At 65.1% G+C, this 15,712-nt stretch carries 13 protein-coding genes; 1 reads left to right on the plus strand and 12 read right to left on the minus strand.

Annotated features, from left to right (window positions below; genetic code table 11):
• Positions 1–35: 35 nt before the first annotated feature.
• The 12 genes from RHODMAR_RS22340 to RHODMAR_RS22395 all read right to left on the minus strand — a co-directional run bounded on the left by RHODMAR_RS22340 (position 36) and on the right by RHODMAR_RS22395 (position 13,659).
• Positions 36–467 (minus strand): type II toxin-antitoxin system Rv0910 family toxin, encoded by a 432-nt coding sequence (locus tag RHODMAR_RS22340; protein WP_008719182.1) that lies wholly within the window; start codon positions 465–467, stop codon positions 36–38.
• An 81-nt stretch (positions 468–548) separates the two neighbouring features.
• Positions 549–2,195 carry a solute symporter family protein gene (locus RHODMAR_RS22345; protein ID WP_008719183.1) on the minus strand — a complete coding sequence of 549 codons (1,647 nt, stop codon included), beginning with the start codon at positions 2,193–2,195 and terminating at the stop codon, positions 549–551.
• Complete coding sequence (locus RHODMAR_RS22350) at positions 2,192–2,494, minus strand: DUF485 domain-containing protein (protein ID WP_042940116.1); 303 nt, start codon at positions 2,492–2,494, stop codon at positions 2,192–2,194. The genes RHODMAR_RS22345 and RHODMAR_RS22350 overlap by 4 nt, the downstream gene beginning before the upstream one ends.
• 329 nt (positions 2,495–2,823) lie before the next feature.
• The gene (locus RHODMAR_RS22355) at positions 2,824–4,566 is read right to left on the minus strand and encodes a sodium/solute symporter (RefSeq protein WP_008719187.1); all 1,743 of its coding nucleotides are present in this window, start codon (positions 4,564–4,566) and stop codon (positions 2,824–2,826) included.
• Positions 4,567–4,573: 7 nt separating this feature from the next.
• Positions 4,574–4,933 (minus strand): hypothetical protein, encoded by a 360-nt coding sequence (locus RHODMAR_RS28760; RefSeq protein WP_008719188.1) that lies wholly within the window; start codon positions 4,931–4,933, stop codon positions 4,574–4,576.
• A gap of 30 nt (positions 4,934–4,963) precedes the next feature.
• Entirely contained in the window at positions 4,964–5,773 is an 810-nt protein-coding gene (locus tag RHODMAR_RS22365) for a LytR/AlgR family response regulator transcription factor (RefSeq protein ID WP_008719191.1), read from the minus strand.
• Positions 5,770–6,942, minus strand: coding sequence for a sensor histidine kinase (locus tag RHODMAR_RS22370; protein ID WP_008719193.1), 1,173 nt, complete (start codon positions 6,940–6,942; stop codon positions 5,770–5,772). Before RHODMAR_RS22370 ends, RHODMAR_RS22365 begins: the two co-directional genes overlap by 4 nt.
• Complete coding sequence (locus RHODMAR_RS22375) at positions 6,939–8,123, minus strand: lipase family protein (RefSeq protein WP_008719195.1); 1,185 nt, start codon at positions 8,121–8,123, stop codon at positions 6,939–6,941. The genes RHODMAR_RS22370 and RHODMAR_RS22375 overlap by 4 nt, the downstream gene beginning before the upstream one ends.
• 61 nt (positions 8,124–8,184) lie before the next feature.
• Positions 8,185–9,813, minus strand: a complete 1,629-nt coding sequence (locus tag RHODMAR_RS22380) for a Na+/H+ antiporter (protein ID WP_008719197.1) — start codon at positions 9,811–9,813, stop codon at positions 8,185–8,187.
• Between the two features lie 77 nt (positions 9,814–9,890).
• On the minus strand, positions 9,891–10,079 hold the full coding sequence (locus tag RHODMAR_RS22385; RefSeq protein WP_008719199.1) for an antitoxin: 189 nt from the start codon (positions 10,077–10,079) through the stop codon (positions 9,891–9,893).
• Between the two features lie 43 nt (positions 10,080–10,122).
• The gene (locus tag RHODMAR_RS22390; RefSeq protein WP_008719201.1) at positions 10,123–12,519 is read right to left on the minus strand and encodes an HAD-IC family P-type ATPase; all 2,397 of its coding nucleotides are present in this window, start codon (positions 12,517–12,519) and stop codon (positions 10,123–10,125) included.
• 24 nt (positions 12,520–12,543) lie between these two features.
• Complete coding sequence (locus RHODMAR_RS22395; RefSeq protein ID WP_042940117.1) at positions 12,544–13,659, minus strand: MBL fold metallo-hydrolase; 1,116 nt, start codon at positions 13,657–13,659, stop codon at positions 12,544–12,546.
• Positions 13,660–13,753: 94 nt separating this feature from the next.
• Here RHODMAR_RS22395 and htpG point away from each other — a divergent pair, with 94 nt between their 5' ends.
• Entirely contained in the window at positions 13,754–15,679 is a 1,926-nt protein-coding gene (htpG, locus tag RHODMAR_RS22400) for a molecular chaperone HtpG (protein ID WP_008719205.1), read from the plus strand.
• The last annotated feature ends 33 nt before the right edge of the window (positions 15,680–15,712 follow it).

Below are 15,712 nucleotides of genomic sequence, written 5' to 3' on the forward strand. Positions count from 1 at the left end.
TCTCCACCCCGCCGTTCGGTGCGCCAGATACTACTTCAGGCGTAAATCTTCACGAATGTCTTCAGCGAGTTCTCGATGTCACCCTTGAGGGCACGCGCGACACCGGATCCGATCGGACCGAACAGCGGAGCACCGCCGAGATTGACGTCGATGGTGATCTCGGAGCCGTCGCCCTTGGACTTCACCGTCAGGTTCAGGCCGATCTTGACCCCACCCTTGCCGTTGCCCTTGAGCTCGAGTTTCTTGGGCGGATCGTACGACTCGATCTTCCACGACACCCGGTTGCGCATGCCCTTCACGCTGGCGATCGAGTCCAGGGTGGTGCCGACGGCCAGCTGCTCGGGCAGCTCACCGCGCCACGCTTCGTGGATGGAGAGCCACTTCTCGTATCCGGACAGATCGGAGGCGTGCGCCCACGTCTGCTCGGGGGTCAGTGGGACGTCGAGGGAAACCTTCAGCTTGGCCACAGCAGGGATGGTAACCGCTGAACCGAAACTGCCCGTGTGAGGCCTTGCTCACACGGGCAGTTCGGGTAGTGCTGCGACAGATCAGTGAGAGCTCGCCTTTTCTGCACCGATGCCGGTGAGGGAGCGAACCTCCATTTCGGCCTGCTTGTCGGTGTTCTCGGTGTCCTTCGAGATCAGCGTTCCGACGATGCCGAGAACGAACGCCAGCGGGATCGAGACGATGCCGGGGTTGGACAGCGGGAACCATGCAAAGTCCGAGCCGGGGATCATCGCCGTCGGGGATCCGGACACGGCCGGCGAGAAGATGATCAACACGATCGTCGAGATCAGGCCGCCGTACATGCTGAACAGAGCACCGGTGGTGGTGAAACGACGCCAGAACAGCGAGTACAGGATGGTCGGCAGGTTGGCCGCAGCGGCGACCGCGAACGCCAGTGCCACCAGGAACGCGATGTTCTGACCGTTGGCGAGGATACCGAGGCCGATGGCGAGGACGCCGATGACCACAGCGGTGATCCTCGAGACCTGGACCTGCTTGGCGTCGTCGAAATTGCCCTTCTTGATGACGCTGCCGTAGATGTCGTGGGCGAACGAGGCCGAGGCCGTGATCGTCAGACCGGCGACCACGGCGAGGATGGTCGCGAAAGCCACCGCCGAGATCACCCCGAGCAGGATGACGCCACCGAGCTCGAAGGCGAGCAGCGGCGCTGCCGAGTTCTCTCCGCCTGCAGAGGCGAGGATGCGGTCCGGTCCGACGATGGCGGCTGCGCCGTAGCCGAGCACCAGGGTGAACAGGTAGAAGGCACCGATGAGGGCGATGGCCCACACGACGCTGCGGCGAGCTTCCTTGGCGGTGGGCACCGTGTAGAAGCGCATCAGCACGTGCGGCAGGCCTGCAGTTCCGAGGACCAGAGCGATACCGAGCGAGAGGAAGTTGAGCTTGGACAGTCCACTGCCGCCGTACCGTGCGCCGGGGTCGATGATGTCGCGCGCCGCAACCGCCTCGCTGGCGGAGCCGGAGACCATCTCCTGCGCGCTACCGAGAAGCTCGGAGAAGTTGAGGCCGAACTTGGCCAGCACCAGCACGGTCATGATCGCGGCACCGGTGATGAGCAGGACGGCCTTGATGATCTGGACCCAGGTGGTGCCCTTCATGCCGCCGACCAACACGTAGATGATCATCAGCACGCCGACCACGGCGATGACGATGGACTGACCGGTGCGATCGGTGATGTCGAGCAACAGCGCGACGAGTCCGCCGGCACCCGCCATCTGAGCGAGGAGGTAGAACAGCGAGACCGTCAGCGTGGACAGCGCAGCCGCGGTGCGGACCGGGCCTTGCTTGAGCCGGAAGCTCAGTACGTCGGCCATGGTGAATTTGCCGGTGTTCCTGAGCAATTCGGCGACCAGGAGAAGTGCGACGAGCCAGGCGACGAGGAAGCCGATGGAGTACAGGAAACCGTCGTAACCGTAGACGGCGATGGCGCCGGAGATACCGAGGAAGCTCGCTGCGGAAAGGTAGTCGCCTGCGATGGCGACGCCGTTCTGCGGGCCGGTGAATCCGCCTCCGGCGGTGAAGAACTCAGATGCCGTCGCGTTCTTCTTCGAGGCACGGATGACCACGAACATCGTGATGGCGACGAAGGCGACGAAGATCGACATGTTGACGATGGGTTCGCCGACGGTGGTGCTTGCTTCTTGCGCAAGGTTGACTGGAGTGGAGCTCATCGTCGCTTCGCCTCCTGGGATGTTTCCATCTCGGCGCGCAGGGCTGCGGCGCGAGGATCGAGTTCACGATTGGCGAACCGGACGTAGATCCCGGTGATGGCGAACGTGGTGACGAACTGTCCGAGCCCGAGGAGCAGCCCCACGTTGATGTTGCCCCATACGCGAGTGGACATGAAGTCGACGGCGTACGTACTGAGCAACACATAGAGCAAGTACCAGACCAGGAAGAATCCGGCCATCGGGAACACGAAGCTACGCAGGCGATGCCGCAGTTCCTGGAACTCGGGACTGGCTTGCATGTCGACGAACGCTTGCGCGTCCGGTGGCGAATTGGTTTCCGAAGCGGTCACCTTGGACTCCTGAAGTAGATGTGAGCTGTAGCTGACTCGGAACAGTAGTGAGAGTCAGGTCACAAAATGTGGAGCTTGCGTCGATCACACGATGGGCTGCGGGTGTGTGCGACGAGCGGTCGAGAATGGCCGCTGAGCGGGGGGCGGCAGGAGTGGAGCCTGCGGAATGACCGGGGTGGCAGGAGTGGAGCCTGCGGAATGACCGAGGTCGACAGCAGTGGAGCCTGCGGAATGACCGAGGTCGACAGTTGTGGAGCCTGCGTAGTGACCCGCGTGTCTCAGAGTTCGCGCTCTCGGTCGTTGCCCATCTCGAGGCCTTCGGGCAGGTGCAGTCTTGCGAAGATGCGGGAGATGTCCGACGGCACGGTTTTTCGGGTGGCGAGGCTGACCGCGATCATCGAGACGAAGGCGACGGGGACACTGACGGCGGCCGGGTAGCCGAGTATCGCTTCTGCCCAACCACCGAGGATGCCGTCTGAGATAGGGGTGACGACGGAGATCGACGCGGCCGCGAGTGAGATTCCGCCGCCGAGCAGCAGTCCGGTCGCTGCGCCCGCTGCGGTGAGGCCGCGCCACCAGATGCCCAGTACGAGCAAAGGACACAGGGTGGATGCCGCGACCGCGAAGACGAGTCCGACGGTGCGCGAGAGGTCCAGTGAGACAACGCCGATCGACAGTGCGAGCGGCACCGCGCCGGCGAGTATCGCGGCGATGCGGAAGTCTCGGATCCGGCCCGCCAGGACGTCGGTGCTGAGCACACCGGCGATGCTCACCAGCAGACCGGACGAGGTGGACAGGAAGGCGGCGATGGCACCGGCGGCGACCAACGCGGCGAGCAATTGACCGGGGATCCCGGACAGTACGGAGCCGGGCAGCAGCAGTACCGCCGCGTCCGAGGCCCCGGTGATCAGTAGTTGCGGTACGTACAGCCGGGCGAAGACGCCGAGCACCGTGGGGAACAGGTAGAACAGTCCCAGCAGAGCGAGGACGGTCAGCGAGGTCAGTCGTGCGGTTCGCCCGTCCGGGTTGGTGTAGAAGCGCACCAACACGTGGGGCAGCCCCAGCGTCCCGAGAAACGTGGCCAGGATCAGCGAATACACCTGGTACAGCGGATGTGCGCCGCCCAGTCCCCCGCCGGGCGTCGCCCAGGCCCGATCGGTTGTCGGCGCTCCCGCGACGACGGGCACGGGTGATCCGGCGTCGAGCGTGAGCGCGGTCCCCGAGCCCAGCAGGTGTTGGCCGGCGTCCAGCCGAACCCGTCCGTCGACGCTCTCGTCGTCGAGGGTGCCCGCCACGGACACGACGATCGGGGAATCCACCTGCACGAGAACATCGGTGGTGATGTCGACGACGGTCTGTTCGGTGACGGTCGGTGGAGCCGGGCTGCCGATGCTGCGGTCGTCGGCATAGAAGTGCACGGCCAGGACCAGCGCGGGGATGGCGATCGCGGTGAGCTTGAGCCAGTACTGGAACGCCTGCACGAAGGTGATCGAGCGCATCCCGCCGCCGACGACGTTCGCGATGACGATCAGCCCTACGGCCAGTGCCCCCACCCATCCCGGCACCCCCAACAGAATGTTCAACGTCAGGCCCGCACCCTGGAATTGGGGCACCAGGTACAGCGCACAGATGACCACGACCACGAGCATCGCCAGGGTCCGCAACCAGGGTGCACCGAGCCGGAATTCGACGAAATCCGGGACCGTGTACGCGCCGCTCCTCCGTAGTGGGGCAGCAACGAACAGCAACAGCCCCAGGTAGCCGGCGGTGAAACCGACCGGATACCACAGTGCATCGGCACCGTACTTGGCGATGAGCCCGGCGACACCGAGAAATGATGCAGCCGAAAGGTATTCACCGCTGATGGCTGCAGCGTTCCAGCGCGGACCGACGCTCCGCGAGGCGACGAGAAAGTCCGAGGTGGTGCGGGCCAACCGAACTCCGTAGATGCCGATACCCACGGTGGCCGCGGCTGCCGCGAGCAGCGCGATCACCGTCGCTATGGGAATGGAACCGTTCACCCGATACCTAGTCCTCGACCAGCCCGACGAACTCGGCTTCGTTGCGCTCGGACCGGCGCACGTAGGCCCACCCGACCCCGAACAGCAACGGATAGATCGCCACGCCCAACACCAACCACGGCAACCCGATTCCGAACAGCGCCACATCGGTGACACGCTCGACCAGCATGCCCAACAGCGGAATCGCGAACAGGATCGACAACGTCATCATCGCCAGGCGCACCGACAACAGCAGTTGCGCGCGCACCAGACTGCGGACCAGGGCGTCACCGACCTCGGTTTGCTCCTGCACTTCGATGCGGGTGCGCACCATCCGGGCACCGCGACGTTGCGACAGCACCACCCGCTGCCGCTGCGGTTGACTCATAGCGCAGCCCTGGTCACTGCACAGCCCTGATCATCGCGACGACCACGACTGCAGTGGCCCGCGGACGAGTTTGTCCTTGAGCTCCCTGGCATGCCGTCTGCTCACCGGCAATTCGCAGGCGGCGAGATCTCCGCTGCCTCGCAGGCAGACCACCAGACCCGAACCGACGCTGCGGATCCCCGTCACCAGCCGTAGTGACACCAGGTAGGAGCGGTGCACCCGCAGGAATCCTGCTTCGGCCCAGCGAGTTTCGAGAGCCGAGATCGGTATGCGCACCAGATGAGAACCGGTGGCAGTGTGCAGTCTGGCGTAGTCACCGTCCGCCTCCACCCACGCGACCGACGACCGGTGCACCAATGTGGTGGTTCCGCCCAGTTCGACGGGAATGACCTCGTCGGCGGAGCTGTCCCCGGACTCGGCGGGTCGACGGCGAGCGAGCAGGACGCGGCGAACGGCCTCGGTCAGCCGATCCTCGCGCAGTGGTTTGAGCAGATAGTCGACGGCACCGAGATCGAATGCAGCGAGTGCCCGATCGTCGTGCGCGGTGACGAACACGACGGACGGTGGCCGCGCGAACGCCGACAGGATGCCGGCCAGTTCCAAGCCGTCCAGGCCGGGCATGTTGATGTCGAGGAACACCGCGTCGACCACCGGTTGACCGGGTGCGGCCGTCTGCTGGATCTGCCGCAGCGCGGTGGTTGCGTCGGGCGCGGTATAGACCTCGGCGACGGTCTCCTGCCTGCGTAACAAGAAGGCCAGCTCGTCCAGGGCAGGGCGCTCGTCGTCGACAGCGAGCACCACCAATCCACGTCCGGATGCGGGCTTGGCAGACTGCGTCATGCCCGCACACCCGGCCTGAATTTGGGCACACGCATGCTCACCTTGGTGCCTGCGCCGGGTGCGGTGTCCACCACGAGACCGTAGTCGTTTCCGAAGGCCGCCCGCAGCCGATCGTCCACGTTCGCCAATCCGACGTGGGCCGCGTCCTCGGTGTGCAGACTGCCCGAACGCAGTACCTCCGGATCCATCCCCACCCCGTCGTCCTCGATGCTGATGACGGCGTCGGTGCCCTCGTCGGCTGCGATGATCGTGACCCGGCCACCGTCTGCCTTGCCGGACAGGCCGTGCCGGACGGCGTTCTCGACGAGCGGCTGCAACGCGAGGAACGGCAGTGCGACCCCCAGTACCTCCGGCGCCACCTGCAGGGTGACCTGCAGAGAATCGCCGAAACGGGCCCGCTCGAGTGTCAGGTACCGATCGATGTTGCGAAGTTCGTCCGCGAGCACCGTGAATTCGCCTGCGTTGCGAAACGAGTATCGGGTGAAGTCGGCGAACTCGAGCACCAGCTCGCGCGCCTGATCGGGATCGGTTCGGACGAACGACGCGATGGTGCCGAGTGCGTTGTAGATGAAGTGCGGACTGATCTGGGCCCGCAGCGCCCGCACCTCGGCGCGATCGAGCCGAGCTCTGGAGGCATCGAGCTCGGCCAATTCGATCTGCCCACACGCGTAGCGCGCGACCTCGGCGATGGCACCGAGCATGCCCGGTCCCGGGTCTGCGACCAGGGCCGCACCCAACACCCCGACCACCGGCGAATCGTCCACCACCATCGGCTGTACCACCAGCGCCTTGACCGGGTGAATCGAACCGAGTGGCAGGCGCACCAGGACGCGTCGCTGCCCGCCGACGGCCCGCTTGGCCGCCTCGACGAAGGCCGGTGTCAGTTCGTCCCACGGACCGTCCCACGCCAGCAGGGAACCGTCGGGATCGCCGATGCCCAACGCGTCGGCTCCGGTCAGTACCCGTAGATGCGGCGCAGCAGCGGCGGCCGAACGCGCGTCGAGACCGTCGCGCAGCGGCTTGGCCGCCAGCGAGGCGGTGTGCAGGGTGGAGTGGACGGCCCGCTCGGCCGGTGTGGTCAGATCCCGTCGGCCGCGCAGGCTGATGACGGCGATCACCGTGACGATCACCGCCACGATCACCGCCAGCCAGGCCAGTGCCCCGGTCACAGCCCGCCGCACGTGTTCGACGTCGGCATGTTCAGGAAGCGTTCGACGAGCCAGTCGACTGCGGTGCCGTTGGCGGCCAGCTCGGCGTGACCCTGCTGCGGTTCGGACACGAACTCGACGTCCTGGCCCAGGCCACATGCTGTCGCGACTGCATCGCGCGTCCACTGGGGATCGACCAGATCGTCGCGCTCCCCGACCAGCACCAGCACCGGTACGTCGGTACGTGAGGTCGGCAGCGCCACCGACTCGAGCCAGTCCGTCATCCGATTCCGTGCCTGCTCAGTGGCCGGGAGAGCATCGGCCGGATCGATGAGCGCTCCCGCGTCGGCCTTGGAGAAGCCGAGCAGATCACTGCACGCCGTCAGTGCGTCCTCGTTGTCGGCGAACGTGCCGCGGATGTAGTCCGAGCGTTCGGCGCTCGAATCGGCGGCGTGCAGACCCTCGAAGAGAAACGGCACCAGCAGCTGACGCGCCAAGGTCTGTTCGGTTTCGGGCGCGAAGAATCGAGTCAGATCGGCTGTGGGCGAGAGCGCTGCGGCACCCACCAATTGCAGGCCGTCGCCGTACTCTGCGCTTCGCTCAGCGGCCGCCCAGACTGCCTGTCCGCCTTGGGAGGTACCCACAGCGCCCCACCTGGTGCCGACATCGGGAACCACATTGCGGGCCGCCCGAACCGCATCGATGACGTCGTAGGCCGCCGCATCCCGATCGAGGTAGGCCGGATCGCCCGGCGTCCCGAGACCCTGGTAATCCGTCACCACCACCACCGTGCCGCGCTCGAGGAACGGCGTCACCAATCCGATGCTGCCCAACAGGTTCGGGTAGAGCGAGGGCGCGCATTCGTCGGTGACACCGGTGGTGCCGTGCCCGACCGAGACGATCGGCCATCCGCCCGGGGGCGCAGATCCCTTGGGCACGAACACCGTTCCCGAGGTGACAGCCGAGCCACCGGTCAGCCCATCGGTGGTGCGATACACGATGTTCGTGGCCGTACCGCCGAGGTACGCGACACCGATGTCGACCTGACCGAGCAACATCGACGAGACGATCTCGCCGCGTTCGGAGCCCTCGGGAGCCGGTGGCGTCGCCGAGGTAGTCGGGGCGGGAGCTGCGACGGGCGCGCTGCACGCGGCAAGGGCGAGCACCAGTGCCGCGGCGGCCACCAGTCCGGTCGACCTCACAGTCTCTGCGCTCCTACATTCTTAATCGTCTATATCGTTCGCCGTCTGTATCGTTCGCCGTCTATATCGTTCGCCGTTCGATGCGGGCCTCCGCCGCAATTTCTTCCACGTCCAAGCCATTCAACACTGCCCGCAACGATTCGTCGTCCAACTCCCCGGAGTCACGAGCGGCAATGAGCGCAGCCCGCTGCGCGACCAGGACGTTGTGGCGCAAGGAATCGAACAACGCTCCCGCCGCGGCAATTCGCTTCTCCCGGTCCTCGGTCTCGTCGGCATCGAGTCGAGCGCGCACCGACCGGCGCACCCGCTCGATCACTTCGGCGACCCGCTCCCGGTCCGCACCGGCAATTCCCTCCGTCGCCGCTCGCTCGAGGTAGTGCTCGGCTGCCGTGCGGGCGATGGCCTGCGAGAGCAGACGCTGATTGTCGTTGCGCTGCTGCTCGAGTGGATCGGCGACGTCGAGGCGACGAATGAGCAGTGGAAGCGTCAGACCTTGCAGCAGCAGGGTACCGACGGCGACGACGAACGCCACCGCCTGAATCACCGCCCGGCCAGGAAAATCGTCACCCACCACCGTCGTCAACGGCACACCGGCCGCCGCGGCGAGCGTCACCACCCCGCGCATACCTGCCCAGGAGAGCACCAGGTTCTGCTGCCACGTCAGCCCGGGCTCAGAGCGCTCCTTGCGCCGAAACAGCCTGTGAAACAACTTGTTCCGTCCGGCGTTGGCGAATATCCAGGCCGGGCGGACAGCCATGACCACCAGGAGTACCAGCACCGCATACGCGAAGACATGGTGAACCGGCAACCCCTCACGATGCACTTCCTGGACGACGAATTTCAGCTGTAAACCCATGTAGGCGAACACGAATGCTTCGAGCAGAAGATCCAGTGTCGGCCACACCTGCCGCTCCTGGACCCGGGTGGACACCGAGACATCCGCGGTGACGCGGCCCAGAACGAAGCCTGCAGTGACCACAGCGAGGACGCCGGATGCGTGGATCTCCTCCGCCGCCAGATATGCGGTGAACGGCAACACCAGACCGAGGAGGGTTTCGAGCGCAGAATCGGTGATGCGACTGCGGACGAAGCGCACGATCCGAGACAGGGCCAACCCGACCAGAACGCCTCCGACGATCTCGTAGGCGAAGAACAACACCGGCGAACCCAATTCGATCCGACTGCCCGTCACCGACGCCACAGCCAGGGTGAACAGGGTCAGCGCCGCCGCGTCGTTCACCAGGCTCTCGCCGGTGAGAATGGCCATCATCCTCGCTGGTAAGCCGAGCTTGCGGCCGACAGAGATCGCGGACACCGCGTCGGGAGGGGCCACGACAGCGCCGAGAACCAGGGCCGCGCCGAGCGTCAATTCCGGGATCAGCAGATTCGCGAACCAGCCGACGACGAACGTCGTCACGATCACCATGACCAGTCCGAGCCGGAGAATCTGGCCGAGATTCCGCCGAAAGGTGACGAACGAGAAATCCAGCGCGGCGGAGTACAGCAGCGGCGGAAGGACCACGCCGAGGATCAGCTGGGGCGAGAGGCTGACATGTGGAACCCCGGGAACGAACGACGCGATGGATCCGACGGTGACCAGAACGAGCGGGACCTGCAGGTCCAGACGCTTGGCGAATCCGGCGACCGCGATCGCGAAGATGACTACGAGAAGAAGAATCGGTCCGTCCACACCGACAATTGTGCCGTCAGCCGCACCCTACGGCGCGACCGACGGCACTGGAAATCGTGTCGGACGACCGGTTGATCCTACTTGTCCGGAATTGCCTTCTTGGCTGCTTCCTGAACCTTGTCCACCTTGTCGGCGTACTTACCGTCCGTCTTGTGGTCGATGAAGTCCCCCGCCTTGTCCACGACGTCGTCGATCTTGTCGGAGTTCTCGGCCGCAAGGTCCTTGCCCTTGTCGACGATGCCCTTCAAGTTGTCTGCGAAGCCCATGACTCACTCCTCTTTCCTCGGGTCGTTCGGAACACCTGACAGCTTACGGTTCGCTCTGCCGACTGCGCAGCGCTGTTCCGATCCGGTTGGCGACTTCGACGAGCGCGATACCGATCGCGCCGATGACCAACGCACTGGTGGTGGCACCGACATTCGATGGATCGAGCTTGAAGAAGGTGCGGCAGAACGGAATTGCGAACAGCAGCAGGTAGCCGCCCACCGATCCGGCCAGCAGCAGTACCTTCCACCAGGTGTAGGGCCGCGCGACGACGGCCAACACCCACAGCGCGATCATGATCAGGGTGATCAACGCGGTCGTGCTGGCCTGTGTCACCTGAGTCTCGGTGGCGTTCGGCCCGGCGTACACCAGCAGATAGGACACGAACGTGCACGATCCGACGATCGCTCCGGACGGGACGGCCAGCCGCATCACCCGCGAGACGAATCCGCTGCGGGCTCGCTCGTTGTTGGGCGCGAGCGAGAGCACGAACGCCGGGATGCCGATGGTGAACCACGCTGCGATCGTCACGTGCCGGGGCAGGAACGGGTACGGAATCGGCTCGAAGTGAAAGATCTGCGACAACACGCCGGAGAGCCCGATGAGGAACGCCAGTAGCACCGAATACACGGTCTTGGTGAGGAACAGATTGGAGACGCGCTCGATGTTGCCGATGACGCGTCGCCCCTCCCCCACGACGTAGGGTAGCGTCGCGAACTTGTTGTCCAACAACACGATCTGCGCGACGGCTCGTGTTGCCGCACTTCCCGAGCCCATCGAGACACCGATATCGGCGTCCTTGAGAGCCAGCACATCGTTGACACCGTCGCCCGTCATCGCGACCGTGTGACCGCGAGATTGCAACGCGCCCACCATCGCTCGCTTCTGATCCGGACGAACACGGCCGAACGTGCTGGAGTTCGCAACAGCGTCGGCCAGCTCCTCGGAGTCCTCGGGCAGGTCTCGTGCATCGACCGGGGCGTCGCCGCCGGGCAGGCCGAGCGACCCGGCGACCGCGCCGACCGAGACGGCGTTGTCACCGGAGATGACCTTCACCTCGACCTGCTGACTCGCGAAGTACTCCAGCGTCTCTCGCGCGTCCTCGCGCACCTTCTGCTCGAGAATCACCAGTGCCCGTGGAGTGACGACACCGGGTGCCGCCACGTCGTCGACGGGGATGTCGCTGCTGGCGAGCAGCAGGACCCGAAGGCCCTTCGAACCGATGGATTCAGCCCGGCGAGCTGTTTCGGAGCCCGGGTCGAGCAGAACGTCCGGGGCGCCGAGCAACCAGTTGCCGCGCTCGCCGTAGGACAGTCCGCTCCACTTCTTGGCCGACGAGAACGGGGCCACGGCGCTCTGTGCCCACCCCGGCGCGGCGGGATAGGCCTCGGCGACGGCCTGCACGCTGGCGTTGGGCCGCGGATCGTCGTACGCCAGAGACGCGAGAGCGGCTGTGACGGAATCGGAATCGGCGTTGTCGATCAACGCCAACTCGTGCAGCCGCATCCCGTTCTCGGTGAGGGTTCCGGTCTTGTCGGCGCACACCACGTCGACGCGCGCGAGGCCCTCGATCGCGGGCAGCTCCTGCACCAGGCATTGCCGTTGACCGAGCCTGATCACGCCCACCGCGAACGCGATGGAGGTCATCAGCACCAGGCCCTCGGGGACCATCGGCACCAGTGCCGCAACCATGCCGTTGAGGGCCGGTCGCAACGCCTGTCCGCTGGAGAACAATTGGTTGTAGATGATGAGTGCACCGGCCGGGATCATCAGGTACGTGATGAATTTCAGTATCTTGTCGATGCCGCTGCGCAGCTCGGACTTGACCAGGGTGAACTTGCTGGCCTCTTCCGCGAGCTTGGCCGCGTAGGCGTCTCGGCCCACCTTCGTCGCGCGGTACGCCCCGCTTCCGGCGACGACGAAGCTGCCCGAAAGTATCTGCGCTGCTTCTGTTTTGTGCACCGCGTCGGCCTCACCGGTGAGCAGCGACTCGTCGATCTCGAGGCTCTCGGTCTCGATCACCTCACCGTCGACGACGATCTGGTCACCCGGACCGAGTTCGACGATGTCGCCGAGCACCACCTCGTGCGGAGCAACCTGCTTGGCGACGCCGTCGCGTCGCACCTGCGGGGTGTTCTGGCCGACGATGGCCAGTCGATCCAGCGTGCGCTTGGCCCGAATTTCCTGAATTATTCCGATGCCGCTGTTCGCGACGATCAACAGCCCGAACATCCCGTCGATCACCGAGCCCGTCGAGAGCACGATGATCAACAGCACACCGAGGATTGCGTTGATGCGCGTGAACACGTTGCCTCGGACGATGTCGCGAACCGACCGACTCGCTCGCGCCGGAACGTCGTTGGATTTTCCCTCGGCCGTGAGCCTGGCGACGTCCGCCTCGGTCAGCCCGTGATCACGCTGCGCATCGGCGTCGATTGACATGCGTGCAGCTTAAACCCGCTTCGGTCAGCCCAGCCGAGCCCACCAACGATCGTCGTGCAGGGTTCGTGTGCCGTCTATGCGCTGCCCCGGCATCGGCACGGCCACCTGGACGCCGACGTCCTGAGCGGCGGCGTGCAGCCGCACTATCGGCTCGGACCACGGGTGAAAAGCCAGGTTGAACGTGGCCCAATGGATCGGAACGAAAATGCCCGACGCCGTGAGATCGACGTGCGCGGTGACCGCTTCCTCGGGGTTCATGTGGATGTCCGGCCACCGGACGTCGTAGGCACCGACGGGGAGCAGCGTCATGTCGAACGGTCCGTAGTTGCCGCCGATCTCGGCGAACTTCGGTGTGTAGCCGGTATCGCCGCCGAAGAAGACGCGTCGGTTCGGGCCGGCGAACGCCCAGGACGCCCACTGCGTCGAGTCGCGGGTCAGACCGCGCCCGGAGAAGTGCCGAGCCTCGGTGCAGGTGATGGTGAGGCCGTCGATATCTGTTTGCTCGTCCCAGTCGAGTTCGATGATGCGCTCGCTCGGTACCCGCCATTTGCGCAGGTGCGCGCCGATCCCCAGCGGCACCACGAACGAGGCCGACTGCGTGCTCGCCAGCTTCTGCACCGTCGCCTTGTCGAGGTGGTCGTAATGGTCGTGCGAGATGACAATGGCGTCGACCTGCGGCAGATCGGTCAGCTCGACCGGCGTCGGATGCAGGCGCGCCGGGCCGACCACCGAGGAGGGCGAGACGCGATTGCTCCACACGGGATCGGCGAGCACGCGATAGCCGTCGACCTCGACGAGCACACTCGAATGCCCGTACCAGGTGACCGCCAGCTCGCCTGCATCCACCGGCGCGATCGGCGGTGCCAGCGGAATCGGATGCTGCGGCCGGCCTTTGCGTCCATCGGTCAAGAGCGAGACGACGATGTTCTTCTGCCCCCTGTTGCCCCGACCGGGCACGAAGGCGGAACTGGGATCGGAGTTGTGGAACCGGCGGTCGCGGTACCGAGGAGAACCGGCCGCATACGGGGTGATCTGTGCGCGTCGGGCACCGATCGCCGAGGGCAGACCCCACAGCGCACGCGCCAACCAGGCACCGCTCAGCGCAGCGGTGGCACCTATTACCAACTTCGTCTTCGTCACGGCCACCAGAGTAGGCGGCGCCGACGTCTTCGCAGCTCACCCGTAGCCTTGCCGTAGAATATCCGCGTCGGTTTTGCTGCTAGAAGGGGAGACATTGAGTACCGAACAGCTCGAATTCCAGGCGGAGACGCGTCAGCTCCTGGATCTGATGGTGCACTCCATCTACTCCAACAAGGACAGCTTTCTCCGTGAACTGATCTCGAATTCCTCGGACGCGCTGGACAAGCTGCGCCTGGAGTCGTACCGCAACAAGGACCTGGACGTCGACGTCTCGGATCTGCACATCGAGATCGACATCGACGCCGCGGCCCGCACCCTCACCATCCGCGACAACGGCATCGGTATGTCGCGCGAGGAGGTCATCGACCTGATCGGCACGCTGGCCAAGTCCGGCACCGCCGAGGTTCGCAAGAAGCTCAAGGAAGCCAAGGACGCAGCCGCCTCCGAGGAACTGATCGGCCAGTTCGGCATCGGCTTCTACTCCACGTTCATGGTCGCAGAGAAGGTCACGCTGCTCACCCGCAAGGCCGGAGAGAGCACCGCCACCAAGTGGGAGTCCACCGGCGAGGGCACCTACGAGATCACCGACGTCGACGACGCCCCGCAGGGCTCCTCGGTGACGTTGGCACTCAAGCCCGCCGACGAGGAAGACCACCTTCACGATTACGCGTCCGAGCGCAAGATCAAGGAACTGGTCAAGAAGTACTCCGACTTCATCGCCTGGCCCATTCGCACCGACGTCGAGAAGCGCGTCAAGAGCGAAGAGGAGGGCGGCGAGGACACCGTCACGATCGAGACGGAAACGATCAACTCCCAGAAGGCACTGTGGACCCGCTCCAAGGACGAGGTGTCCGAGGAGGAGTACAAGGAGTTCTACAAGCACGTCAGCCACGCCTGGGACGAGCCGCTCGAGGTCATCCCGTTCAAGGCCGAGGGAACGTTCGAATACCAAGCGCTGCTGTTCATTCCCTCGCAGGCACCGTTCGACCTGTTCATGCGAGAGAGCAAGGCGGGCGTGCACCTGTACGTCAAGCGCGTGTTCATCATGGACGACTCGCAGGAACTGCTGCCCGAGTACCTGCGTTTCGTCAAGGGCGTCGTGGACGCAGCAGACCTCTCGCTCAACGTCTCTCGCGAAATCCTGCAGCAGGATCGGCAGATCCGCGCGATCCGGCGACGCCTCACCAAGAAGGTGCTCTCCACGGTCAGGGAACTGCAGAGCGAGCAGCCCGAGAAGTACACGACGTTGTGGTCGCAGTTCGGCACGGTCCTCAAGGAAGGCCTGATCTCCGACTCCGACAACCGCGAAACCCTCTTGGGCATTGCGTCGTTCGCCTCGACCAACTCCGAGGAGGGTGTGACCACCCTCGCCGAGTACGTCGACCGGATGAAGGACGGCCAGCAGCAGATCTACTACATGACGGGCGAATCCCGTCAGCAGATCGAGAGCTCGCCGCACATGGAGGCCTTCAAGGCTCGTGGTCTCGAAGTACTGCTACTGACCGATTCGGTCGACGAGGTGTGGGTCGGCAACGTCACCGACTTCGACGGAAAGTCGTTCCAGTCCATCGCCAAGGGCGAAGTCGATCTCGACACCGAGGAGGAGAAGAAGGAGTCCGAGGCCAAGCGCGAGGAGCAGGACAAGGACTTCGCCGAACTGCTCACCTGGCTCACCGAGACCCTCGGTGAGGACGTCAAGGAGGTCCGGCTGTCGACGCGCCTGACGACGTCACCGGCCTGCGTCGTCGGCGACGAGTTCAGCTTCTCCCCGCAGCTCGAGAAGATGTACAAGGCGTCGGGTCAGTTCGTGCCGACCTCGAAGCGGATCCTCGAACTCAACCCCACCCACGACCTGGTGACGGGACTGAAGAAGGCCCGCGAGGATCGCAGCGATGATCCCCACCTCGCCGAAACCGCCGAATTGCTCTACGCAACGGCGCTGTTGGCCGAGGGAACCGACCTGAAGGATCCGGCGAAGTTCTCCAAGCTCCTCGCCGACCGCCTCACCCGCACGGTGTAGGGCTCCGCCCTCGTGCGCCTTTTGCACCCTTGC

The sequence above is a fragment of the Rhodococcus sp. AW25M09 genome, assembly GCF_000333955.1.
Classification (GTDB): domain Bacteria; phylum Actinomycetota; class Actinomycetes; order Mycobacteriales; family Mycobacteriaceae; genus Rhodococcoides.

Excerpts from the sequence above, each read along its gene's own strand:
- RHODMAR_RS22345 (WP_008719183.1), bottom strand. The coding sequence starts at position 2,195 with ATGAGCTCCACTCCAGTCAACCTTGCGCAAGAAGCAAGCACCACCGTC.
- RHODMAR_RS22350 (WP_042940116.1), bottom strand. The coding sequence starts at position 2,494 with ATGCAAGCCAGTCCCGAGTTCCAGGAACTGCGGCATCGCCTGCGTAGC.
- RHODMAR_RS28760 (WP_008719188.1), bottom strand. The coding sequence starts at position 4,933 with ATGAGTCAACCGCAGCGGCAGCGGGTGGTGCTGTCGCAACGTCGCGGT.
- RHODMAR_RS22365 (WP_008719191.1), bottom strand. The coding sequence starts at position 5,773 with ATGACGCAGTCTGCCAAGCCCGCATCCGGACGTGGATTGGTGGTGCTC.
- RHODMAR_RS22385 (WP_008719199.1), bottom strand. The coding sequence starts at position 10,079 with ATGGGCTTCGCAGACAACTTGAAGGGCATCGTCGACAAGGGCAAGGAC.
- RHODMAR_RS22390 (WP_008719201.1), bottom strand. The coding sequence starts at position 12,519 with ATGTCAATCGACGCCGATGCGCAGCGTGATCACGGGCTGACCGAGGCG.